The sequence below is a fragment of the Stenotrophomonas sp. Marseille-Q5258 genome (assembly GCF_946900935.1).
Taxonomy (GTDB): domain Bacteria; phylum Pseudomonadota; class Gammaproteobacteria; order Xanthomonadales; family Xanthomonadaceae; genus Stenotrophomonas; species Stenotrophomonas nematodicola.
In genome coordinates, this window is sequence record NZ_CAMPPN010000027.1 from 1 (window position 1) to 22,294 (window position 22,294).

Annotated in this window: 21 protein-coding genes; 10 read left to right on the forward strand and 11 right to left on the reverse strand. The window is 67.2% G+C overall.

Annotated features, from left to right (window positions below):
- The 5 genes from OC534_RS16340 to OC534_RS16360 all read left to right on the forward strand — a co-directional run.
- Window positions 1-317: DUF2345 domain-containing protein (locus OC534_RS16340; RefSeq protein ID WP_262072191.1), on the forward strand; the 317-nt coding region annotated here is incomplete at its 5' end.
- An 11-nt stretch (window positions 318-328) separates the two neighbouring features.
- On the forward strand, window positions 329-2,563 hold the full coding sequence (locus tag OC534_RS16345) for a M23 family metallopeptidase (RefSeq protein ID WP_017354891.1): 2,235 nt from the start codon (window positions 329-331) through the stop codon (window positions 2,561-2,563).
- A complete protein-coding gene (locus tag OC534_RS16350; protein WP_262072192.1) occupies window positions 2,560-3,099 on the forward strand; it encodes a hypothetical protein in 540 nt (179 codons plus the stop codon). Before OC534_RS16345 ends, OC534_RS16350 begins: the two co-directional genes overlap by 4 nt.
- A 74-nt stretch (window positions 3,100-3,173) precedes the next feature.
- Window positions 3,174-3,626: a hypothetical protein gene (locus tag OC534_RS16355; RefSeq protein WP_166473084.1), complete on the forward strand. Its 453-nt coding sequence runs from the start codon at window positions 3,174-3,176 to the stop codon at window positions 3,624-3,626.
- Between the two features lie 121 nt (window positions 3,627-3,747).
- On the forward strand, window positions 3,748-4,479 hold the full coding sequence (locus tag OC534_RS16360) for a hypothetical protein (protein WP_262072193.1): 732 nt from the start codon (window positions 3,748-3,750) through the stop codon (window positions 4,477-4,479).
- Window positions 4,480-4,500: 21 nt separating this feature from the next.
- On the opposite strand, the gene OC534_RS16365 is transcribed toward OC534_RS16360, so the two are convergent.
- Complete coding sequence (locus tag OC534_RS16365) at window positions 4,501-4,995, reverse strand: DUF1543 domain-containing protein (protein ID WP_136006900.1); 495 nt, start codon at window positions 4,993-4,995, stop codon at window positions 4,501-4,503.
- 161 nt (window positions 4,996-5,156) lie between these two features.
- Between OC534_RS16365 and OC534_RS16370 the strand changes: the two genes are divergently transcribed.
- Window positions 5,157-5,465, forward strand: coding sequence for a hypothetical protein (locus OC534_RS16370; protein WP_017354896.1), 309 nt, complete (start codon window positions 5,157-5,159; stop codon window positions 5,463-5,465).
- Between the two features lie 18 nt (window positions 5,466-5,483).
- Here OC534_RS16370 and dld read toward each other — a convergent pair whose 3' ends face one another.
- The 5 genes from dld to OC534_RS16395 all read right to left on the reverse strand — a co-directional run bounded on the left by dld (window position 5,484) and on the right by OC534_RS16395 (window position 11,478).
- Window positions 5,484-7,202, reverse strand: a complete 1,719-nt coding sequence (dld, locus tag OC534_RS16375; RefSeq protein WP_262072194.1) for a D-lactate dehydrogenase — start codon at window positions 7,200-7,202, stop codon at window positions 5,484-5,486.
- The gene (lldD, locus tag OC534_RS16380; protein WP_262072195.1) at window positions 7,199-8,359 is read right to left on the reverse strand and encodes an FMN-dependent L-lactate dehydrogenase LldD; all 1,161 of its coding nucleotides are present in this window, start codon (window positions 8,357-8,359) and stop codon (window positions 7,199-7,201) included. The genes dld and lldD overlap by 4 nt, the downstream gene beginning before the upstream one ends.
- Window positions 8,360-8,362: 3 nt before the next feature.
- Complete coding sequence (lldR, locus tag OC534_RS16385) at window positions 8,363-9,127, reverse strand: transcriptional regulator LldR (RefSeq protein ID WP_262072205.1); 765 nt, start codon at window positions 9,125-9,127, stop codon at window positions 8,363-8,365.
- A 67-nt stretch (window positions 9,128-9,194) separates the two neighbouring features.
- Entirely contained in the window at window positions 9,195-10,853 is a 1,659-nt protein-coding gene (gene lldP / locus OC534_RS16390) for an L-lactate permease (protein WP_136006911.1), read from the reverse strand.
- A 199-nt stretch (window positions 10,854-11,052) separates the two neighbouring features.
- Entirely contained in the window at window positions 11,053-11,478 is a 426-nt protein-coding gene (locus OC534_RS16395) for a VOC family protein (RefSeq protein ID WP_017354901.1), read from the reverse strand.
- A gap of 189 nt (window positions 11,479-11,667) precedes the next feature.
- Between OC534_RS16395 and OC534_RS16400 the strand changes: the two genes are divergently transcribed.
- Both OC534_RS16400 and OC534_RS16405 read left to right on the forward strand, forming a co-directional pair.
- Entirely contained in the window at window positions 11,668-12,564 is an 897-nt protein-coding gene (locus OC534_RS16400; RefSeq protein ID WP_262072206.1) for an AraC family transcriptional regulator, read from the forward strand.
- A gap of 64 nt (window positions 12,565-12,628) precedes the next feature.
- On the forward strand, window positions 12,629-15,415 hold the full coding sequence (locus OC534_RS16405; protein ID WP_262072196.1) for a TonB-dependent receptor: 2,787 nt from the start codon (window positions 12,629-12,631) through the stop codon (window positions 15,413-15,415).
- Window positions 15,416-15,507: 92 nt separating this feature from the next.
- On the opposite strand, the gene OC534_RS16410 is transcribed toward OC534_RS16405, so the two are convergent.
- Together OC534_RS16410 and OC534_RS16415 are read right to left on the reverse strand one after the other, a co-directional pair.
- Window positions 15,508-15,969, reverse strand: a complete 462-nt coding sequence (locus OC534_RS16410) for an MgtC/SapB family protein (protein WP_026070590.1) — start codon at window positions 15,967-15,969, stop codon at window positions 15,508-15,510.
- A gap of 102 nt (window positions 15,970-16,071) precedes the next feature.
- On the reverse strand, window positions 16,072-16,830 hold the full coding sequence (locus OC534_RS16415) for an SDR family NAD(P)-dependent oxidoreductase (RefSeq protein ID WP_262072198.1): 759 nt from the start codon (window positions 16,828-16,830) through the stop codon (window positions 16,072-16,074).
- Window positions 16,831-17,039: 209 nt separating this feature from the next.
- On the opposite strand from OC534_RS16415, the gene OC534_RS16420 reads away from it, so the two are divergent.
- Window positions 17,040-18,134 (forward strand): alkene reductase, encoded by a 1,095-nt coding sequence (locus tag OC534_RS16420; protein WP_136006919.1) that lies wholly within the window; start codon window positions 17,040-17,042, stop codon window positions 18,132-18,134.
- A 54-nt stretch (window positions 18,135-18,188) separates the two neighbouring features.
- Window positions 18,189-18,461 carry a hypothetical protein gene (locus OC534_RS16425; RefSeq protein WP_136006921.1) on the forward strand — a complete coding sequence of 91 codons (273 nt, stop codon included), beginning with the start codon at window positions 18,189-18,191 and terminating at the stop codon, window positions 18,459-18,461.
- Here the strand turns inward: OC534_RS16425 and OC534_RS16430 are convergent.
- The 3 genes from OC534_RS16430 to OC534_RS16440 all read right to left on the reverse strand — a co-directional run bounded on the left by OC534_RS16430 (window position 18,439) and on the right by OC534_RS16440 (window position 22,203).
- Complete coding sequence (locus OC534_RS16430) at window positions 18,439-20,334, reverse strand: CocE/NonD family hydrolase (protein ID WP_136006923.1); 1,896 nt, start codon at window positions 20,332-20,334, stop codon at window positions 18,439-18,441. The genes OC534_RS16425 and OC534_RS16430 overlap by 23 nt on opposite strands.
- A gap of 103 nt (window positions 20,335-20,437) precedes the next feature.
- Window positions 20,438-20,845: a DUF4440 domain-containing protein gene (locus OC534_RS16435; protein ID WP_166473089.1), complete on the reverse strand. Its 408-nt coding sequence runs from the start codon at window positions 20,843-20,845 to the stop codon at window positions 20,438-20,440.
- Window positions 20,842-22,203, reverse strand: a complete 1,362-nt coding sequence (locus OC534_RS16440; protein ID WP_262072207.1) for an MFS transporter — start codon at window positions 22,201-22,203, stop codon at window positions 20,842-20,844. The genes OC534_RS16435 and OC534_RS16440 overlap by 4 nt, the downstream gene beginning before the upstream one ends.
- Window positions 22,204-22,294: the final 91 nt, after the last annotated feature.

A 22,294-nucleotide genomic window follows, 5' to 3' on the forward strand; every position in this document is an offset into this window, starting at 1 on the left:
TCAAGGTGATTGCCGCCAACGGCCCGGTGAGCCTGCAGTCCAACACCGGCGAGCTGGAGCTGCTGGCCGACCAGGCCATCACCGTGACCGCCACCGACGACCGCATCGACATCCTGGCCCAGCAGAAAGTAGTGCTGCAGGCTGGCAAAAGCGCGATCACGCTGGAAGGCGGCAACATCACTTTCAGCTGCCCGGGCACGTTTACCGTCAAGGCCGGGCAGCATCCGTTCATGGGCGGGGAAAGCGGTGAGGCCGGTATCGAATCGCTTCCGCAGGGACTGGTCCAGTTGAAGGGCCGCGCCCCGTTCTCGGTCTAGGGAAAGACAGCATGCTCATCAGTTACCCGATCCTCCCCGCCAATGGCGGCAATCAGAACGAGCAGCAGAAACTCGACGCCATGCTGGCGCTGGCACAAGCGGACCGCGGCCTGTATCCGGTGACCACCGGCAACCGCTGGCATGGCGGCATCCATCTGACCCCAGGCGACCAGCCGATCCGTGCGGTGGCCGATGGTGTGATCGTCGCGTACCGGCTGGCGCCGGAGACCCGTGACTATCCGGGTCTGGGCAACTACGACACCAGTTTTGTGTTGATAAAACACGAGACCGACTCGGGCGAGAACACCCGCGTGGTGTTCCATTCGCTTTACATGCACCTGCAGCCCAAGGGCGTAATGACCCCGGCGCGACGCCAGTTGCTGCTTCCCTTCCTGCGCGACGCCGCCGTCGGCACCGATGCCGTACGCGCGCCGGACAATACGCGTGTTTCGCGCAAGGACGTGATCGGCTTCGGCGGCCAGTTGTATGGGCAGTCCACCGTACATTTCGAAATTTTCGCCAGCGAGGCCGACTTCCGCGCCGCCGATACCGGCTTCTGGCGCGACCGCACTGCTATCGCGGCAGGCACCCACGGCTCAACAGATGTCTATGGCGACAGCTACTTCATCATTCCCGCCTCGCGCACTTTCAGCGCGCGTCACCCGCGCGCGACGGCTCCGCACCGTCTGACGTTCCCTGCGTTCCGCAATACCCATTACGACCTGGACGTCGGTCAGGAGGGTCAGAACGCCACCCGTCTGCTGGTGAAAGTCGCCTTCGGTGGCGGCAACCGCGTCTCCACCACGTACGCGCTGGATGACCAGGGCGAGGTGGTCGCCCAGGTGGGCCAGCCTGTGCAGCAGGCCGGCTATGAGTACGAGATGTACCGCATCGCGAACCTTCTGTACGACGACTGTACCAGCGCAGGCTTCGACTACCTGCGTTTCGGTCGCCTGCTGGGCGCGGACACCACCACCCACGTAGAGAACTGGCAGCTGGTCCGCTATGCAGACGCCAGCGTGGGTTACATCAATCTGGCTGATCCCGCCCAACAGATCAGCGTTCTCTCCGATGCTGATTTTCCGCTGCACTGGCGTGCGGTGGTGGAGGGCGACGCGGCCAGCCCGGAAGATGGCATTGCCAATGTCGATCGCCTGACCGAGCTGCTCGGCCTGGCCACTCCGTCGCCGGTCCCATCGCTGTCGGCACCTGCGGAGTTTGCCGCCCGGGCCAATGCGGCCGGCGCGGCCGAGCAGCTTCGCCACCTGATCTGCAAACACCCCAGCGAATGGGACGCCAGCGATCTGGAGGCCCGCTACGCCGTGTATCGTCAGCCAGGCGCGGTGTTGCACACCGATGAGTCCTGGCAGAACTTCAAGACCCACGTGGAAGCGCTCGCCTTCTGGCCGCAGAGCGGGCTGCCGGAACGCCAGGTCTGGCACTTCCACCCGCTTCAGTTCATCCACCACTACCGCAAGTGCCTGTGGCTCAGCCGCGACGAGCTCAAGAAGGTCTACCCCGACAGCAAGTACCCGATCACCGCGCTGGCTACCGAAGGCCGTGGACGAACACCGGACAGCATCCGGGACGACTACCGCGTCCAGATCAACCAGGTCACACGCAAGTATCTGGTCACCACCCAGATCCGGATGGCGCACTTCTTCGGCCAGGGCGCCGTGGAATCGATGTATCTGGCGCTGATGCTGGAAGGCTCGGCGAACTACTCGCGCAACCCGCGGCACCAGAGTTTCCAGCCGGAAACCAATGGTTTCTACGCGCCAGCGCAGCCCAATTACCTGTTCTACCTGGAAAACCGGCTGGGCAACATCACCACCGGCGATGGCCCCAAGTACCGCGGTCGGGGCATGAAGCAGCTCACCGGCCGGGAAAACTACTCCAAGTACTGGGTGTATCGCGGCTGGCTGGATGCGAGCACATTCACCTCGCCGTGGTGGAACCCGGCGCGGCCCGCACGGGCGCCGACCATCAATGATCCGCAACGCCTGTCCACCGACGCCTACGCCGCCATCGATGCCGGCGGCTGGTACTGGGAGGCTGGCTCGGCGCAGAATCAGTTCCGCACCATCAACAATGCCATCACCGGCAACGTCATCGACCGCGCCAGCGTGCGTACCGTTGCCGTCGCCATCAACGGGGTCAACCGCAGCACGGGCGATCCCAATGGCCTGGCCGAACGACTTCGGGAAACCGAATCGGCGGGCCGTGTACTTACGGATCAGATATGACCCTTACCCGCTCCCTGCAGCTCACTGCGTTGTTCCTGCTGACCGCCTGCAGCACGGTGGGCAGCGCCCTGGAACCGGTCGCGTCCAAAGCGCCCGCGTACACGCTCTCGGCCAACACCGGCCTGGGTGCGGGGCAACCCGATACGGTGTGCCGGAACGTGCAGGTAAAGCGTCGGACCGTCGGCGTGTACTGCCGATCCAGCAGCACGGCCCTGCTGCAGGAGCTCGGAGTGTCGGTCACCCCGGCAGACCCCGGCGACGCCAGCCCCGCGCGCAACGTGGATTTCGCCACAGGCATGAGCCAGTACAGCGGTACGCCGCGCAGGCTGCATGGCCGCGATGGATTCACCGCGGAGGTCGACTGCGACACCGGCACAGGCGAGGTATACCGCGCCACGGGGACCTGCCTTGCCGCCGTCTCGTTCGATGACGCCCGCCGGTTCCACTACGCGCAATTGACCCTGCGCGATGAAGCCGCCGGCAAACAGATCCTGTCGCCGGACGATGCGCTTGCCATTGCCGACGCACTGGATTGACCTGCGCCTGACCATGCCGGCGCAGGTGTGCGGCAGGTGAACGGATCCCAGTCTTTCCTATCGGGTACTAGGCGATGAAATATGTTTCGTGGGCGCTGCTCGCACTGGTCGCCAGCACCGCCGCCGCGTGCGCGCAGACGCCCGCCGGCGCCATCCGGATCAAGGGCGACCATTTCGTCTACCCGTCGCAGCAGGCCGAGGCGAGCATCAGGCTGGGGCCGTCGCTGGACGCCTGGAACGTCAGCTGCGACAAGCGCCACGCATTGGTATGGGGCCGCGCATGGGACCAGATCCAGCCGGGCGACGCACCCTACTCCAACCTCTATCTGCTTGACCTCGACAAGGGTGAGATCGTTGCCCATGTCACTGTCAGCAGTGGCCCCTACGAGACAGAATTCAGCCAGGACCAGACCCTGGTCCGCATTGACGAGCGGATTCTGCGCCAGGCCGACGGCACGGAGGTCGATCCTCCGCCGGCGTTTTACCCGGAAACGTGCGCGCCATTCGCGGGCAAGAACAGCGCGTGAAATGTCACGTCGCAACGCGCCGCTGTACCGGGCCACGGCAGCCTGGTCTGGCCACCGATGCGGTGCTGGCCATCATCGACGTCTTGGAACAAGGCGAAACACCCGGATCAATGGACTGACCATGAGACTGCGTACCCCCCTGCTGCCGGCGCTCGCCTGCGTTGCGCTGCTGGCCGCCTGCAAGGGCCCGCCGACCGACCCTGCGACACCGGCACCGCTCCCGGCTGCAGGCGCGGCAACGCCGTCGGCGCCCGCCGCGACCCCACTGGTCCATCTCGCCGAGATCGACGCCGCCACGCTCCAGGCGCTGGGCGTGAGCGCCCCGCTGAAGACTGTGCACTTCCGCGACAGGGACGGCGAAGGCCTGCTGGTGCTGGACCGGATCGACAGCCAGGCGCCCGATGCCGACAGCGGCGAGGCGATGGACGTGGCGCTGCTGACCGCCACGCTCTACCGGCGTGCCGACACCGCCACGCCGTTCGTCGAGCGCTGGCGCAGCGAACACCGCACCGAGTGCCCGGGTCTTGACCTGGAAGCCGCCTATTTCCTCGACAACGCCGAGGCCACCGACCTCGACGGCGATGGTGTGGCCGAACTGACCCTGCCCAGCCACGCCTTCTGCGGCGGCGGTGTGGACCCGCATCAGATCGTGATCGAGCTGCGACGCGGCGATGATCGCTACCGGGTCGAGGGCGAGTCGCTGGTGGTCATCGATGGCGAAGCGCCGTTTGGCGGTGAACGTGCCGACAGCCCGTCCTACGCCGCCGCACCGGCAGCGTTCCGCCAGCACCTGGATACGGTCTGGCAGGCGGTGCACACCCTGCCCGGCCGCGAATCGGACGGCGGGCCGTAGCCCGTGCCGCGCCCTGCGCTGTCAGCCGATCACGATGTAGTCGCTGACCAGCGCCGTGCCCTTGTGCGGACCCGGTGCCAGGTGGACGTAGCGCCCGCCGACCTGGTCGATGGCGATGCAGTCGTCCACGTCCAGCACCGCGTCGGTGTGCGGCTTGAACCAGGCCGCATCGCGCAGCGCCTTGGCTTTCTGACGTGCCTGCGCGGTATCGGTGGCTACCAGCAACCGGTAATCGTGCGCCTCGCCCAGCGAGCGTGCGACGTAGCCACCGAGATTGATGAAGAACAGCCGCGGTGCATCCGCTGCCGGTGCCGCCTCGACAAAGGACACCTTGTAGCCGTCTACGCCATCCACCGCGAGCCAGCCATCGATGTGCAGACCCTTGGCTGCGCCGAACCAGTCCTGGCGCAGCTGCGGGTAGGCGTCTTCGATGCGCGCAACGTTGGCGAAGGCCACGTCGTGGACCTCGATGCGGGCGCGGTCATGGCGGCCGCCCAGCATGAATACATGCAACATGTCCGATCTGCTCCTGCGTCCCACCCTCGCGGCGGGCGGCCATTGTACCTGCGCTGTGGACCCGCCCCCGCGCGGCGCGTCATCGTGTCGCGCCCGCCCACGACACGAAACTCGCGGCGGCAGTGGTATCGTCGGCGCCCGAACCTGCAGGAGCCATCCCCATGCCATCCCTCGCCCGTCGCGCCGCCCTTCCGCTGCTTGCGCTGTGCAGCGCCGCGGCACTGAGCGCCTGCGTCAGCTCCCCCGGCCCGGCCATCACCGGTCCCGGCCTCTGCGATGCCAGTGGCCTGGGCTGGTCGGTCGGCCACGTCGCCGATGAAGCCACCCTGCGCCGCCTGCTGCGTGAGAGCGGCGCGGGCCTGATCAATCCGATCGGCCCAGCCACCATCACCTCCAAAGACCTGCGCAAGGACCGCCTGCGGGTGTTCATCGACAAGGACAACATCATCACTGCAGCACGCTGCGAGTGATGCGCCCGCTGCGGGCGCTCAGTGGCGCCCGCAGTCGTGCCCGCCCCAGTGCGCCCCGCGCGGGGTCTGGCCAATGCCGGGGTTGAAGGCGTTGCTGGGGTCCAGCGTGCGGTAGAACGCTGCCAGCGGCGGTTTGGCCGGGTAGAGATGGCCCACATTGTGCTCGGCCGGATACTCGGCCCCGCGCTGGTCCAGCAGCGCCCACATCGCATGTTCGATCGCCAGCGGATCTTCGCCCTTGCGCACGATGTAGTCCTGGTGGAATACATGGCACAGGAAGTGCCCGTAGTAGAGCTTGCCGGCCAGGCGTGCATCGAGGTCCGGCGGCAGCTGCTCCACCCAGTGGCGATCGTCGCGACGCAGCGCAACGTCCAGGGCCACGATGTCCTCGACGTCACGTCGGTGGACCTCGCGGTACCGCACGGCGGCGCCCGCCACGGCGAAGCGATGCAGGAAGGCCTTGCGCCCCTCCTCGGCCGTGCACTGGAAGTAATCGCCCTCCCCGTTCGCGAAGTGGTCGCGCAGGAAGGTGCCGGTCGCCGCGGCATCCACCGCCGACACCTTGAGCAGCAGATGGTGCTCGTAGCGCGCACGGAACTGCCCCATGCGCGCCGGCAGGTGGCCAGGCAGGCAGCGCATGACCAGCTGGATCGCGCGGTCGGTGACGCCGCGCAGGCCCAGGCTTTCGAACCAGCCATCGATGCGGCTCTTCAACGCGAATGCGGCGGGCACCCGCCCCGTGCCGAAGCGGTCGATCAGCAGGAAGGTGTCCTTGCCATAGCGCTCGCCGATGTCATACGCCTCGCGGTGCAGATATTCGCCGGAGATGGGCAGGCGCTCGAACGCGGTCAACAGGTGGCGCCGGATCGCCGTGAGATCCTCCATCGCATTGCTGCCGATATAGAACACTTCGCCCGCCTCGCGCGCGAAGGTGTCCAGGCGCACCGCGAAGACCGCCAGCTTGCCGGCCGAACCGGAGGCTTCGTAGTGACGCGAGGGATCGGCGTTGTAGCGTGCGGGGGTGGCGGCATCGACCTGACGGACCTGCTCGGCGTAGCGCGGGTCCGACGCGGCGCGATCGCCACCGTTGTCGACGTCGCCCGGCGAGTAGTCGCCGCGTTGCAGCCGTTCCAGAATCTGCTCGGGGGTGTCTCCCAGCGCGATGCCAAGATGGTTGACCAAGTGCAGTTGCCCATCCGCGTCGACCTGGGCGAACAGCGCCATTTCGGTGTAGGCCGGTCCGCGGCGGACCAGCGAGCCGCCGGAATTGTTGCAGACACCGCCCAGCACCGATGCCCCGATGCACGATGACCCGATCACCGAGTGCGGTTCGCGGTCCAGCGGCGCCAGCGCCTGCTCCAGCCGATCCAGCGTGGCACCGGGCAGGCAGACCACCTGGCGCCCGTCGTTGAGCAGCTGGATGCCGGTGAGCCGCAGCGTGTTGACGATCACCACCGGGCGGTCGTAGTCCGCGCCATCGGGCGTGGAGCCGCCGGTCAGGCCGGTGTTGGCCGCCTGCATGATGACGATGGCGTTGGCCGCCACGATTGCCTGCAGGGCGCGCCATTGTTCGAGCAGCGTGCCGGGACGCACCACCGCCAGTACCGGCCCGTCGCCGAAGCGATAGCCCTTGCGGAAGCGCCGGGTCGGCTTGTCGCCGCACAGCACGTGCGCATCGCCGACGATGCCGCGCAGCTGCGCCAGCAGCGCCGCCGTGTTCCCGGGCGCGCCGCTCACGGGGCGACCGCGAGGTGACGGGTGGTGTCCACCAGCGAATCGCGACTGATGTCGGCGATGGTTCTGGCGCCGGTCAGCGTCATCGCCACGCGCATTTCCCTGGCGACCAGGTCCAGCAGGTTGGCCACGCCGGCCTCGCCGTGCGCCGCCAGCGCGTACACGAACGCGCGGCCGAGCAGCACGCTGTCCGCGCCCAGCGCGATCATGCGGACCACATCCAGGCCGTTGCGGATGCCAGAATCGGCCAGGATCTTCAGCTCGCCCTTGACCGCGTCGGCGATGGCCGGCAACGCCCGTGCGGTGGACAGCACGCCATCCAGCTGGCGTCCGCCGTGGTTGGAGACCACGATGCCGTCGGCACCGAAGCGCACCGCATCCCGCGCGTCCTCTGCATCGAGAATGCCCTTGATCACCATCGGCCCGGTCCAGAACTCACGGATCCATTCCAGGTCCTTCCAGGAAATGGAGGGATCGAAATTGTTGGCCAGCCAGCCGATGTAGTCGGCCAGGCCGGTGGGATGGCCGCGGTAGGTGGAAATGTTGCCCAGATCATGGGGGCGGCCAAGCAGACCCACATCCCATGCCCATCGCGGATGGGTGGCGGCCTGCAGCATGCGTCGCACCGGCGCATTGGGGCCACTCATGCCCGAGTGCGCATCGCGGTAGCGGGCGCCGGGCGTCGGCATGTCCACCGTGAACACCAGCGTGGTCACGCCTGCGGCCTTGGCCCGCTCCAGCGCGTTGCGCATGAAACCGCGGTCCTTGAGTACATAGAGCTGGAACCACATGGGCCGGTCGATGGCCGGCGCCACCTCTTCGATCGGGCACACCGACACCGTGGACAGGGTGAACGGAATGCCGCGGCTGGCCGCCGCCTTCGCCGCCTGCACCTCGCCGCGGCGTGCGTACATGCCGGTCAGGCCAACCGGGGCCAGCGCCACCGGCATCGCCAGCCGCTCGCCGAACAACTCGGTCTCCAGGCTCAGTTCGGCCATGTTGCGCAGCACGCGCTGGCGCAGGGCCACGTCGGCCAGGTCGGCGACATTGCGTTTGAGGGTGTGCTCGGCATACGCGCCGCCATCGATGTAATGGAACAGGAACGGCGGCAGCCGCCGCTGGGCGGCCGCGCGGTAATCGGTGGAGGCGGAGATGATCATGGGTCAACCGTGGGAAGAAGGAAGCCGCGACGCGCGTGTGCGCCGGGCTTCGTTGTCGTCGAGCGTGCGCAGTGAGGTGTGCACGAATTCCAGGTGCGCGTGCGCGGCAGCGCGCGCACGTTCGGGATCGCCGGAGAGCACGCCGTCCATCATTTCGCGGTGCTGGACCGACAGCGGCTCGAACGTGCGTGGCGAGGTGTAGAGCTTTTCGCGGCTCTGGGAGATGTTGGTCTGCAGCAGTTCGAACAGGCCGCGCATGACCTGCAGCAGTACCAGGTTGTGCGAGGCCTCGGCGATGGCCAGGTGGAAGGCGGCATCGGCACGCGCCTCGCCGGCGGGATCATCCTTGCCGTGTGCGTCCATCATGGTGTCGAATGCCTGGCGGATCTTCGCGCGGTCCGCGTCGGTCGCGCGCAGGGCTGCGTGCCATGCCGTGGCGCCTTCCAGTGCGTGGCGGATCTCCAGCACGTCGAAGCGGTACTCCGGGTCGCCCTGGAACAGCGGCAGGTAGGGCATCAGCGGTTCGTCGATGGCCTGTCGCGCGCGTGCGGCCGGCTCGGCCACGAAGGTGCCGCCGCCCACGCGCGCGGTCAGCAGCCCCTGGCTGGACAGCTGCGCGATCGCTTCGCGCAGCGCGGTGCGCGACACCCCCAACTGCACCGACAGCGGGCGCTCGGCCGGCAACCGGTCGCCGGGCTGCAGGTTCTCGGTCTGGATCAGGTCGCGCAACTGCGCGGCCACCTTGTCGGAGAGGCGTTCGTTCTTCATGCCGCCATTGTCGCCCGCGTGGCGGGCGATGGGGTTGATGCCGGGAGCCGGTGCCGCGCGCATGGGGTCAGGGAATCATCCAGGTCAGCCAGTACGCCTGCAGCGTGGTGATGATGCCCACCATCACGGTGAAGATCAGGCTGTGCTTGACCGTGAAGCGGAACAGATCCGATTCCCTGCCGGCCAGACCAACCGCCGCGCAGGCGATGGCGATCGATTGCGGGGAGATCATCTTGCCGGTCACCCCGCCGGTGGTGTTGGCCGCCACCAGCAGCACCTCGGACACGCCGATCTGCTGCGCCGTGGTTGCCTGCAGCGCCGAGAACAGCGCGTTGGACGAAGTGTCCGAACCGGTCAGGAACACGCCCAGCCAGCCCAGGAACGGCGAGAAGAAGGTGAACGCCTTGCCGGTGTGCGCCAGGGCCAGGGCCAGCGTCGCCGACAGCCCCGAGTAGTTGGCGATGAAGGCGAACGCCAGCACCATGCCGATGGAGTAGATCGGCACTTTCAGTTCATTGGCGGTTTCGGCGAAGGTGCGCAGGGCTGCGGCCGGACGCATCTTCAGCAGCACGATGGCCAGCACCGCGCCGAGCATGATCGCCGTGCCGGTGGCCGACACCGCATCGAACGTGTAGACCGCGCCATAGGCGGTGGGGGCCGGCACGATGGGCGGCATCTTCTGCACCAGTTGATCCAGTGATGGCACGGGCAGTTTGAGCACCCAGTGGTCCAGCGCCCCGCCGGCGGCGAACAGCGCCTTGAACGGCTTGATGCTCCACACCGTCACCATCGCGGTCAGGATCAGGAACGGCGACCATGCCTTCAGGATCTGCCCGCGGCTGTACTGCGGTGCTTCCAGTGCCTGGGCGGCAGCCTGCGCGCTGGCCTCGGTGTCGAAGCGGAAGATGCGCACCGGCGTCCAGCGGCGCAGGAACAGGGTCAGACACACCAGCGAGGCCAGCGAGGCCGTGATGTCCGGCAGTTCGGGGCCGATGAAGTTGGAGGTCAGGTATTGGGCGATGGCGAAAGAGCCACCGGCCACCAGAACCGCCGGCCAGGTCTCCTTCACGCCGCGCCAGCCATCCATGATCGCCATGATCCAGAACAGCACGATGATGGTCAGGAACGGCAGCTGGCGACCGGCCATCTGACCGATTTCGAACGCATCCAGGCCGGTCACCTGCCCCGCCACGATGATCGGAATGCCCATCGCGCCGAACGCCACCGGCGCGGTGTTGACGATCAGGCACAGTCCGGCCGCGTACAGCGGCTTGAAGCCGAGCCCGACCAGCAGTGCGGCGGTGATCGCCACCGGCGCGCCGAAACCGGCGGCGCCTTCCAGAAACGCGCCGAAGGCGAAGCCGACCATGAGCATCTGCAGCCGCTGGTCCTCGGTCACCGACAGGATCGACGCACGGATGATGTCGAACTGCCCGGTCTTGACCGACACCTTGTACAGGAACACCGCCCCCAGGATGATCCAGGCGATGGGCCACAGCCCGTAGATGAACCCGTAGGCGCCGGCGGCGACGGCCTGCTGCAGCGGCATCCGGTAGAACAGCAGCGCCACCCCCAGGGCAATGGCCACGGTCAGCGTGCCGGCCAGCCAGCCTTTCATGCGCAGCACGGCCAGGGCAACGAAGAAGAAGGCGATCGGCAGCAGCGCGATCAGGCTGGACACCCAGAGGTTGCCAGCGGGGTCATACAGTTGTGGCCAGGCCTGCATCGACGGATCTCATCAAGAACGGACAGGGGTCCGCGCGGTCACCACCGCGCGAACCGGGGAAATCCACGAGTGTCATGCGCCCGATTAATGGTCTTACCACTTATCGGGCGATCTCTCGGAACTGTCCGCATTGAAGCGTCAAATGCGCGACCGGCCTATTAGACCATAGGTTTACGCTGGTATATTGGTCCTACCATTATCAACGTCCGCACTCACTGGCCGGACCCTTCAGCTCGACCCCGTTGCCATCGGGATCGCGCACGTAGAGCGAGCGCCCGTCGCCTTCGGCACCGAAGTTGCTTTCCACGGGCCCCTCGACCGCCACATCGTGCATCTCCAGGTGGGCGCGCAGGGTGGCCTCGTTGAACGGGTCCACGCGCAGGCACAGGTGATCGACATTGCGCCCCTTCGCCCCGGCGGCGGGTCCACCCGGTCTGCCAAGCGCGCCGTCAATGCTGACCAGATCGATCATCGACGCCCCGGCGCGCAGATGGACCATGCCCAGCGAGGGGCGCTCGCGCGCCACCGTGCAGCCCAGCACGTCGCAGTAGAAGCGCAGCGCCCGCGGCAGATCGGACACGCGCAGTACCACATGATCGATGCGTTGGATCTCGAACGGTCGCATGCGCTGACTCCTCATCAGATAGGCCTCAAGAATGACGTGGGCACCGTGAGGGTGGCCTCGACAATCGCAAAACGCGCCGATAGCGACACAACACGACGCCTGCAGCCTGCGTACACAGAACCTTGACGCACGTGCTGGCAACGGCCGCCGGCCGAACACATCGTGCAGGCAGGTGCCGGCGTGGACGATATGCAGACAATCAATTGGGCGGATCGCGGACAGAACCTGACGATCGACCTCCAGAGCGACATCACACGCGGATGCATCGGCGTATCACGCATGTCGTCGGTACAGGTCGGCAGCGGGGCATTCACCCTGTGGCTGCAGGTGCGTGGCTGCAGCCGGATGGAGTCCAGCGAGGGGCGCTTCCACCTGCACGCCGGACACTGGATCGTGCTGGACCGCAACTCGCAGCCGCGCCTTCAGGCCGACCGTCGCGGCCTCTGCATCGGCGTGGCATTGCAGGGCGCCGCGCTTGAGCTGCTGAACGCCGATGCGTGCCGGCTCTATCCCGGCTGTGGCGCGATGACCCGGTGCGACCTGCAGATTGCCATTCGTCTCTGGCGTCAGCTGGTCCGCAGACCTGCGCACGATCGCGTCAGTGGCGATGCGATGTTGCGGGCGCTGCTGCGCCACGTCGTCCATCTGCAGCGATCGATGGGGCTGCAGGAAGATCGCTGTCCGGGCCGCTCGCTGCATCGCAGGCGCCATGTGCTGGGCCGGCTGTGCCGCGCTCATCTGACGCTGCAGGGAAACGTCGACCGGGTAGTCAGCATCGGGGAGCTGGCGGAATTGTCCAGCCTGTCCTACTGGTACTTCTCCAAGGCTTACCAGGGCGTGTTCGGCGAGAGCCCGCAGGCCGCTGGCGTGCGGCTGCGCATGGAGCGCGCCGCCGAACTGCTGCTGGACAGCGACCTGATCGTCGGTGAGGTGGGAGCGGCCTGCGGATTCGAAAGCGGTTGCAGCTTCGCGCGGGCCTTCCGCGCGCACTTCGGCGTCACGGCATCGGCGTACCGCTGTCAGATGCGCGCGTTGCGCACTAAAGCTCAAGTCGCACATATCCACCGCGCATCGCGTACAGGCTGAGCGGAAACGAAACAGTAACGTTTGGATCGCGCTTTTCGCACATCCGGATCCCCTGGAGAGATTGATGCTCAACCTGACGTTGCCCGTCGTACGCCCCGCAAAGCTGCTGCCCGTCGCGATCTGCGCTGCCCTTGTTCCGGCCGTGGCGTCCGCCGATGAACCCACCACACTGGACCAGGTCAAGGTCACCGGTTCACGCCTTCGGGCCGCCGATGCCGAGACCCGCCAGCCGATCCTCGTGGTCAGCCGCGACGACATCGCACGACAGGGCTTCACCAGCGTCGCCGATGTCCTGCAGAACCTCAGCTCGGCCGGTGCACCGGCGATCTCCCGCGCCGACGCGTTGGCCTCCGGCGAAAACGTCGGTGGCTACTATGTGAACATCCGCAATCTGCGGGCGGCGCGCACGCTGGTCCTCCTCAATGGACGCCGCCTGGGCGCCACCACCGCCGGGCTGCAGGATCTGGGTCAGATTCCGATGAGCATGGTCCAGCGCATCGAGGTGCTGAAGGACGGTGCGTCGGCGGTCTACGGCTCCGACGCGATTGCCGCGGTGGTCAACGTCATCACCGATGCCGGCTTCGACGGCCTGGAGGTGAATGTGTCGAGTGGCCAGTTCAACCAGGGGGACGGCGGCAATCAGCAGCTCTCCCTGCGTATGGGCGCACAAGGCCCGCACAGCGGCATCACCGTCGCGTTGGAGCATGCCAAGGACGACCCCGTCTGGGCAAAGGACCGCTGGTTCAGCCGCGATGGCAATGCCGGCCCCGACTATCGCGGATCGGGCTGGAGCGCGATCGGCAGGAACGGATCGCACTGCAACCCCTGCAGCAGTACGCCTGGTGATGGCATCACGCCGGCCTGGTGGACCCTGAAAGACGGCGGCGACCCGGCCCGTCCGGGCGACTATCGCCGCACCGATGACAGCGACCGGGTCAATGCCAACGAGCAGATGATGGTGCAGACCGGCGTCGAACGCCGTTCGCTGTTCGCCACGGGCTGGTACGACCTCAGCGATACCGTCCGGCTGGAAGGCGAGGCAATGTACAACCAGCGCATCACCGACCAGCAGGTTGCCGGCTACCCGCTGCAGTACACCCTCCCCGCCGACAGCCCGTTCAACCCCTATGGCGTCGACACGACGTTCAACCGGCGCCTGTGGGAGGTCCCGCGCACCACGCGCAGCGACCTGCAGACCTTCCGCGTGAGCGGTGCATTGAAGGGCAGCGTGCAGCTGGCCGGACGTGTCGTCGACTGGGACGTGGGCGGGCTGCACAACCGGAACCAGCTGAACAAGACCGGCCACGGCGATGCCAGCTATCTGGCGATGGCGCGTGCGCTGAGCCCGGACTGCGGAACTGCCAAGGACATCCACTGCACGCCGTGGAATCCATTGTTGCCTGCGGGGGCCAGCGGCCCGGGCTCGCTCTCCGCCCCGGGCCTGCAGAACTTCCTGTTCCCGTTCTTCACCGATACCGGAACCACCTCCACCACCAGCTACACCGCCAACCTGGTCAGCACCCTGTTCGACCTGCCGGCCGGCGAAGTCGGCGTTGCGGTGGGCTATGAGCATCGGCGCGAGCAGGGCCGTTTCGTGCCCGATGCATTCAGGCAATCCGGTGAGAGCACCGGCCTCGCCGCCACCACGACCCAGGGCCGCTATTCGCTCGACGAGTTCTATGCCGAGCTGAATGTGCCGATCCTGAAGGACCTGCCCTTCGCCCGTGAACTGAGCTTGAGCCTGGCAGCTCGTCACTCGGATTACAGCAATTTCGGGCAGACCCTGAATACCAAGTTCGGCCTGACCTGGCGCCCGCTGGAAGAGCTGCTGGTGCGTGGCACGGTCGCCACCGGCTTCCGCGCGCCGACCATCGACGACCTGCACGGAGGTGCCGGCTCCAGCTTCGAGTCGTACACCGATCCCTGCGGTGTCGGCGCGACCAACAGCGTCAACGGCAACGCGGCGTGCAACGCCGCCGGCGTTCCCATCGGCTACACACAGCAGGGCCAAGGGGGCAAGGACTGCACCGGTTACCCCTGCCAGACACCGGACGTATTTACCAACCAGTCCAACCCCAACCTGAAACCGGAAACCTCGACCAGCCGTACCGTCGGTCTGGTCTGGAGTCCGCGCTGGGTGGAAGGTCTCGACATCTCGCTGGACTGGTACCAGTACAGGATCGACAACCTGATCATCCAGGACAGCGTGGACCGCATCCTGCGCGACTGCTACGTCCTCGGGAACGCCAGCCGGTGCGACGGCATCTCGCGCGCCCCCGATGGACACATCGACGGCATCGTCTACGGCCTCGCCAACCTCGGCAGGCTGGAGACCGAGGGTTACGACCTCGGGGTCAACTACCGCCTCCCGGAACTGGCGGTCGGCCAGATCCGGCTGGACTGGCAGAGCAGCTATGTCAGCCGGTACGACGAACAGGGCAACAACGCCGCCGGCGAGACCATCATGATCGGGATGGTCGGTACGCCGGGCATCTTCCGCGTGCGCTCCACGCTCGGCGTGGATTGGGAGAAGGGCGACTGGGGGCTGCGCTACGGAGTACGGTACTACTCCGGCATGAAAGAGAGCTGCGTCCCCAATCGCCCGTGTACGGCGCCCGACCACCATGCCAACGGGGAACCGGATGCCATCCGCAAAGTAGGCAGCAACACCTTCCATGACCTGCAGGTGCGCTGGAGTGCGCCGTGGAACGCGACCGTATCGCTGGGCGCCAACAACCTGTTCAATCACCGGGGGCCGATCATGTTCTCCAGTCCGGAAAGCGCGTTCCCCTACTACGGCGGGTTCGATATCGGGCGCATGGTGTACATGAAGTATCAGCAGCGGTTCTGATGGACCGTGTCGTACCCAACGGGGCCGCCTGCCGGCCCCGTTCCGACCCATCGCGGACGGGCGACTCGATCAACTGGACGTGAGGCGTGCCGTCACGGTGTCGGTTCGATCTTCCTGGCGATCCTGCGGAACACCGCCAACACGATCAGGCACAGCAGGGTCACCCCGATGGCGATCACGTACTCGCCGATGCCCACCGCGATCCCGATCGCGGCGGCCATGATCAGCGAACTGGCTGTCGTCAGCCCGCTGACCTGATCCTCGTGCGAACCACGCAGGATGGTACCGGCCGCGACGAAGCCCACGCAGGCCACCACTGCTTCGATCAGACGCACCGGATCGACCTGCAGCAGGTCGCGATAACGCTCCTGCTGGAAGTGCTCGGCGATGCTGTCACCCAAGCCAACGATCAGCGCCGCCGCACCGGCGATCAGCATGTGCGTGCGCAGCCCGGCCGCATGCCGGCCCATCTCGCGCTCGATGCCGATCAGCCCGCCGAACAGCATCGCCGCGGCGATGCGCAACAGAATCGACAGATCTTGTTCCAGTCCCATCATTGACGTCGCCCGGCAGTAGAGATGCCGAGCGTTGCAGAGGATGACGTCTGGGGACCGTGAAGCCGCCCGCATGCCCCGCCGCACCGGCCGTCAGGCCGCCTACTGGGCCAGGTAGCCACCATCGATGGCGTAGTAGGTCCCCGTAGCGAAGGAGGCATCGTCGCTCGCCAGCCAGGCCACCAGCGCTGCCACCTCGTCGGCCTTGCCCAGCCGGCCCAGCGCGTGTTTGGCCTCCAGCGCCTTGCGCACTGCCGGGTCCATCTTGTCCAGCAACGGTGTGGCGATGAAGCCGGGGCCGACCGCATTGACCCGGATACGGTCGGCGGCATGCTCCCACGCGGCGGTCTGGGTCAGCCCGACCACGCCGTGCTTGGCCGCTACGTAAGCGGCCGAGTTGTTGAAACCGACCTGCCCCAGGATCGAGGCCATGTTGATGATGCTGCCGCCCTTCCCCGCCGCACGCATCGCCTGGATCTGCGCCCGCTGGCACAGGAAGACACTGGTGAGATTGACGTCGATGACCCGCTTCCAGCCGTCCACGGGGTAGTCGCCACTGAGCGCCGACGGGCCGCCGATGCCCGCGTTGTTGATTGCGATGTCCAGCCCACCCAGGGCCTCCACAGTCCGGTGCACCGCCGCCTCCACGGCCGCTTCATCGGTCACGTCCAACGCGATCCCGATGGCGTTGACGTCCTTGCGACGCAGCGCTTCGGCGGTTTTCTCGACCGCATCCGCCTTCAGGTCCCAGACCGCCACCGCTGCACCGGAGGCAGCCAGCAGTTCGGCCGCGGCCAGGCCGATACCGGAGACGCCGCCGGTCACAATGGCCACCTTGCCCTTGAGCTTGTAATCGATCATCACGTTGTACCTCGGGTTGGAAAACAGCGGCAGGCCGTGCCTGCATGACATCCACCCTACGCCCCGGCTGCGTTACAGAACGTGCACGCAGGCACCCGCAACAATGCTTCCCATCGCTGCAACGCACTGCCCCCTATGCTGGCGGTCGTACGTCCACATCTCGTCTGTTCACGCTGCCCGATGGCAGCGCCCTCCCCCAAGGCATGCATATGACATCTTCCACCGACGGCCCCCTGTTCACCCCCACCCGACTGGGCGCGATCGAGGCGCGCAACCGCATCGCGATGGCCCCGCTGACGCGCAACCGCGCCATCGAAGGCCGCGTGCCCAACCCGCTGGCCATCGAGTACTACCAGCAGCGCGCCAGCGCCGGCCTGATCATTGCCGAGGCCACCCAGATCAGCCCGATGGGTCAGGGCTACCTGGACACCCCCGGCATCTACAGCCAGGCACAGATCGAGGCCTGGCGCGGCGTGACCGCCGCCGTGCATGCGCGCGGTGGCCGGATCGTGCTGCAGCTCTGGCACGTCGGCCGCATCTCACATACCAGCCTGCTGCCTGATGGGCAGGCGCCGGTAGCCCCCAGCGCGCTCACCGCCAACGCCAAGACGTTCACCGCCAACGGGTTTGAGGATGTGTCGGCACCGCGCGCTCTGGCGCTCGATGAGATTCCCGGCATCATCCAGGACTACCGCCAGGCGGCGCGCAATGCGATCACCGCCGGCTTCGACGGCGTGGAAGTGCATGCGGCCAACGGTTACCTGATCGACCAGTTCCTGCGCGATGGCAGCAACCAGCGTACCGACGCCTACGGCGGCAGCATCGAGAACCGCACCCGCCTGCTGGATGAGGTGGTGCGCGCGGTGGCGGCCGAGATCGGCGCCGAGCGTACCGGCGTACGCCTGTCGCCGGTCACCCCCGCCAACGACGCACACGACAGCCAGCCGCAGCCGCTGTTCGAGCGCGCGGTCGAACGCCTGGACGCGATTGGCGGGCTGGCCTTCATCCATGTCATCGAAGGCGCTACCGGCGGTCCGCGCGACAACATCGCCTTTGATTACGCAACGCTGCGTGCGAAGTTCCGTGGCCCGTGGATCGCCAACAACGGCTATACCAAGGACACCGCCTCGGCGGCGATCGCATCCGGGTACGCCGACATGATCGCCTTCGGCCGTGCGTTCATCGCCAACCCGGACCTGGTCGAGCGCCTGCGGCTGGGCGTGGCCCTGTCCGAGCTGGACCCGAACACGCTGTACGGGGGCGGCTCGCAGGGGTACACCGACTACCCGAGCGTGTCCGGCTGATTGTTGCGCGCGTGGCCCGCTACATTGCGGGCCACGCGTTCGCAGGATCACCACATGGATGTACCTGTCTGGCAAGGCGGCTGCCTCTGCGGCGCCATTCGTTTCGAGGCCCGCGGCATCTCGTCCGCGCACTCCACCCGCGCCTTCTGCGCCCAGTGCGGCAGCACACTGGGCGCGATCGACGACGGGCCGGTGATTGCCCTGCTCACGGGCGCATTCGATGCATCGCACGCGCCGGCACTGGCCCCGCGCGGGCAGTCGTTCGTCGACGGCCAGCCGGACTGGCTGGCCGCGACGCCCGTGGTCAATACACCGGCAGCGAAATGAAGCTGGCCTGCTGCGGCGCGTGCCAGATCTGCTGGGTCGCCTTCTGGTAGTCGCCCGGCTTGGCCAGGTAGATGTTCGGCACGAAGGTCTGCGGGTTGCGGTCGTACAGCGGAAAGAGGCTGGACTGCACCTGCACCATCACCCGGTGGCCCGGCTGGAACACGTGGTTGGCGGTGGGCAGCCCGAACCGGTAGTCGAGCACCTGGTTGGCGGCAATCGCCTGGGGCGTGCTGAAGCTCTCGCGGTAACGGCCGCGGAAGATCGCCATCGACACCGCCAGCTCGTAGCCCCCCATTTCCGGCGTGGACGGGGTCTGGTCGGGGTACACATCGATCAGCTTCACCACCCAGTCGCTGTCAGTGCCGCTGGTGGCCGCCTGCAGGTTCACCTGCGGTGCGCCGCCGATGCGCAGCGGTTCGGTCAGCGGTTCACTGATGAAGGTCAGCACGTCGGGACGACCATCGACAAACCGCTGGTCCTTGACCAGCCAGCTGGTCCACATGTCGCGATCGGCGAAGCGCACCGGGCGCGGCACGAACGGGACCGGCTTGGCCGGGTCGGACACGTAGGCTTCATACGTTGCCTCGCCGGGCTGCGGCGCCTCGAAGGACAGTCTGCCGCCGGCACGCAGGTAGAGCGGCCTGTTCTGCGCGGCGGTGCGTGGCCACTGCGGCAGGCGATCCCAGTGGTTCTCGCCGGTGTTGTAGATCAGCACCGGGGGTGTATCGGCCTTGGCCGCGCCATCCACCAGATACTGGTCGAAGAACGGCTTGAGCACGTCGCGGCGGAACTGCAGCGCGGTGTCGCCATCGAACTTCAACGCGCCCAGCGTCGAACCGTCATAGTTGACCTGGCTGTGCCGCCACGGGCCCATCACCAGGTAGTTGAGCGTATTGCCGGTGTCGCGTGGCTCCATCGCCGCATAGCTGTGCACCGCGCCCCACATGTCCTCCTGGTCCCACAGGCCCTGCAGCCACATCGTCGGTACCTTCAACGGCGTCTTGGCCATGCGCGCGTCCAGCGCCTGCTCCTGCCAGAACGCATCGTAGGCCGGGTGCTCGATCAGCTTGTGCCACCACGGCAGCTGATCCAGGCCGTTGGCCGTGGCGTAGTCGCCGGCCGAGCCGGCACGCAGGAACGTGGTGTAGTCGTCGTAGCCGACGCTGGGAATCGTCGGCCCCTTGCCACGCTTGGCCAGCTGACCGGTGAAGTAGCCGAAATTGACCTGGCGGAAGGCACCGTAGTTGAGCCAGTCGTCGCCCATCCAGCCGTCGATCATCGGGCTTTGCGGTGCGGCCACCTTCAACGCCGGATGCGGGTCGGTCAGGGCCATCACCACGGTGAACCCTTCGTAGGACGAGCCCAGCATGCCCACCTTGCCATTGCTTTCCGGCACATGCTTGACCAGCCAGTCGATGGTGTCCCACGCATCGGTGGCATGGTCCACCCGGGTTGGATTGAGTGGTCCACGCAGCGGCCGCGTCATCACGTAATCGCCTTCGGAACCGTACTTGCCGCGGATATCCTGGAACACGCGGATGTAGCCGCCATCGACGAACACCTCGTCGCCCTGCGGCAGGATGTCGCGCATGTGCGGGGAGTCGATCCGTCTGGCACGGTTGGCGGCGTCATACGGCGTGCGCGTCAGCAGGATGGGCGCGTTGTGGGCGCCCTTGGGCACCACGATCACGGTGTACAGCTTCGTACCGTCGCGCATCGGTACCATCACCACGCGCTTGTCGTAGTCGTCGCGGGCCGTCGGCGTCACGAACCCCTTGGCCGGGATATCCGGCGTCATCGGCGAGGTCTGCGCCGACACACTGGCCGCAACCAGGACACTCAACAGCACGACAGGCACGACACGGACACGCATGGGCTCTCTCCCGGCAGGTTGGCGACGAACATCCGCAGCCTAGCGTCGAGCCGGCCGGGAACGTAAGTGTCGGCGGTCGTCCGGCACCGCCCCCGGCTCGCATTCAGCCGCCAACCGACGTTTCGTGCAAAGCCTGCCAGCGCAGCGCGCCGTCGGCGTCTGCGCGCAACAGCGCCAGCGCCTCGCGCCGCGTGCGGCCCTGCGCGTCGGCCTGGTCTTCCCGGTAGCGCACACCGCAGACATTGCCCGCCACCGCCAGGAAGGCGACGTCGTCCACCGCGATGCGCAGACCGGGGCGACCACCGTGCATGGCGGCGAAGAACCGGGCAAGGGCCGGCTTGTCCAGGCGCACGCCACCAATGCCGACCATGCTGAAGTCGTCGGTGAAGCGGGCCAGCAGGGTGTCCAGCGCGTCGACCGGCAGACGGGCGTTGAACCAGTCCTCGATCAGCACGTGCAGCGCGCGCACCTCGTCGAAGGCGGCCAGGGCAGAGATAGGGGGACTATTCATGGTGAGCTCGCTGATGGGGAAAGGGACGCCGCCGGCAGCCGCCAGAGGGGCAGCAGCGGCAGCAGGGTCATGCTGCTGGCCAGCAGCAGCGTCAGGGCGAAGGCGCGCTCGGGCAGCACGGCAGACAGCGCGCCGAGCACGCAGGCCAGCAGTGCGGCGGCCAGACAGAAACTCAGTTGGCGGTTGAGGTTCCACAACGCGCTGCCCGGCAGCAGGTCCGTATCCGCCAAGCCCTGGAACGCGAGCGTCTGCGCGCTGCTGCTGCACAGGCTGCCGCCGAGGCCCATCAGCGCGAAGGCCACCACGGGCAGCACCGGATGACCGCTCTGCGCGCCGGTCAGCAGCGCGATGCCGACCGCCTGGCAGCCCATGCCCGCGCTCAACAGCGGCCGCGCCCCGATGCGTGTCAGCCCGTGCCGGGCAGTGGCGATCGCGCAGGCCGAGGCGATGGCCCAGGGCAGCATGAAACCGCCGATGGCCGCAGGACCGTAGCCCTGTCGGTGCAGCAGCAGCGTGGCCACCAGCTGGACGCCGATGAAAGTACCCGGCACCAGCAGATAGACCAGCATCGCCACGCGCAGCCCGGCATGGCGCAGCAGCGACCAGTGGAGCACCGGATGCGTGGTGCGGCGCGCACTGCGGGCGTAGCCGGACAGCACCAGCGCAGCGCCGACCAGCAGCGCGGCGCCGGACATCCGCTGCGCCGGTTCGGCCAGCAGGCTCAGTGCGACCAGCAACAGGCTCAGACCCACGCCGCCCAGCAGCAGCCCGCGCCGGTCCAATGCGGGTGCGGACGCCGGCACCGAAGGGTGGAGCCAGCACGCTGCCAGCACCAGCGCCACCACGGCCAGCGGTACGCTGATCAGCAGCACGCCCCGCCACGAGCCCCACTCCACCAGCAGCCCGCCCAAGGTGGGCGACAGCGCGGGCACCAGCAGCGCCACCGCCATGATGCGGGTGGTCAGGCGCGCGCGATCGGCCGGAGGACATTCGCGGTAGGCCGCCGCCTGCCCCACCGGAATCAACAACCCGCCGCCCAACCCCTGCAGCAGCCGCCAGGCGATCAGCCACGCAATGCTGGGGGCGGTCCCGGCCAGCAGCGCACCCACGGTGAACAGCGCCAGCGACAGGCACAGCACCCGGCGCTCGCCGACGCGCGCGGCCAGCCAGTGGCCAAGCGGAATGACCAGCGTCAGGCCAAGCATGTAGGCGTTGCCGATCCATGCCAGTTGCGACACCGAGGCATGCAGCTCTGCGGCGATGGCCGGATAGGCGACGGTGCCGATGAACATGTTGACCAGGTCCAGCGAGAATCCCAGCAGGTACAGCAGCTCCACCCTGGCTCGATACACCATCACGCACTCCCGGAAACGAGGCGGCAGCATGCGCGTTCAAGCGTGCTGGATAAACAGAACCTTCGATGCAAAACTGTCAAACCGTTTTTGACAG

What these genes read in the sequence shown, in the direction of transcription:
- OC534_RS16370 (WP_017354896.1), top strand. Translation starts at nt 5,157, where the DNA reads ATGCCATCCCTCGCCCGTCGCGCCGCCCTTCCGCTGCTTGCGCTGTGC.
- OC534_RS16355 (WP_166473084.1), top strand. Translation starts at nt 3,174, where the DNA reads ATGAAATATGTTTCGTGGGCGCTGCTCGCACTGGTCGCCAGCACCGCC.
- OC534_RS16425 (WP_136006921.1), top strand. Translation starts at nt 18,189, where the DNA reads ATGGATGTACCTGTCTGGCAAGGCGGCTGCCTCTGCGGCGCCATTCGT.
- OC534_RS16420 (WP_136006919.1), top strand. Translation starts at nt 17,040, where the DNA reads ATGACATCTTCCACCGACGGCCCCCTGTTCACCCCCACCCGACTGGGC.
- OC534_RS16405 (WP_262072196.1), top strand. Translation starts at nt 12,629, where the DNA reads ATGCTCAACCTGACGTTGCCCGTCGTACGCCCCGCAAAGCTGCTGCCC.
- lldD (WP_262072195.1), bottom strand. Translation starts at nt 8,359, where the DNA reads ATGATCATCTCCGCCTCCACCGATTACCGCGCGGCCGCCCAGCGGCGG.
- lldP (WP_136006911.1), bottom strand. Translation starts at nt 10,853, where the DNA reads ATGCAGGCCTGGCCACAACTGTATGACCCCGCTGGCAACCTCTGGGTG.
- OC534_RS16360 (WP_262072193.1), top strand. Translation starts at nt 3,748, where the DNA reads ATGAGACTGCGTACCCCCCTGCTGCCGGCGCTCGCCTGCGTTGCGCTG.
- lldR (WP_262072205.1), bottom strand. Translation starts at nt 9,127, where the DNA reads ATGAAGAACGAACGCCTCTCCGACAAGGTGGCCGCGCAGTTGCGCGAC.
- OC534_RS16350 (WP_262072192.1), top strand. Translation starts at nt 2,560, where the DNA reads ATGACCCTTACCCGCTCCCTGCAGCTCACTGCGTTGTTCCTGCTGACC.
- OC534_RS16365 (WP_136006900.1), bottom strand. Translation starts at nt 4,995, where the DNA reads ATGTTGCATGTATTCATGCTGGGCGGCCGCCATGACCGCGCCCGCATC.
- OC534_RS16395 (WP_017354901.1), bottom strand. Translation starts at nt 11,478, where the DNA reads ATGCGACCGTTCGAGATCCAACGCATCGATCATGTGGTACTGCGCGTG.
- OC534_RS16430 (WP_136006923.1), bottom strand. Translation starts at nt 20,334, where the DNA reads ATGCGTGTCCGTGTCGTGCCTGTCGTGCTGTTGAGTGTCCTGGTTGCG.
- OC534_RS16435 (WP_166473089.1), bottom strand. Translation starts at nt 20,845, where the DNA reads ATGAATAGTCCCCCTATCTCTGCCCTGGCCGCCTTCGACGAGGTGCGC.
- OC534_RS16415 (WP_262072198.1), bottom strand. Translation starts at nt 16,830, where the DNA reads ATGATCGATTACAAGCTCAAGGGCAAGGTGGCCATTGTGACCGGCGGC.
- OC534_RS16345 (WP_017354891.1), top strand. Translation starts at nt 329, where the DNA reads ATGCTCATCAGTTACCCGATCCTCCCCGCCAATGGCGGCAATCAGAAC.
- OC534_RS16400 (WP_262072206.1), top strand. Translation starts at nt 11,668, where the DNA reads ATGCAGACAATCAATTGGGCGGATCGCGGACAGAACCTGACGATCGAC.
- OC534_RS16410 (WP_026070590.1), bottom strand. Translation starts at nt 15,969, where the DNA reads ATGGGACTGGAACAAGATCTGTCGATTCTGTTGCGCATCGCCGCGGCG.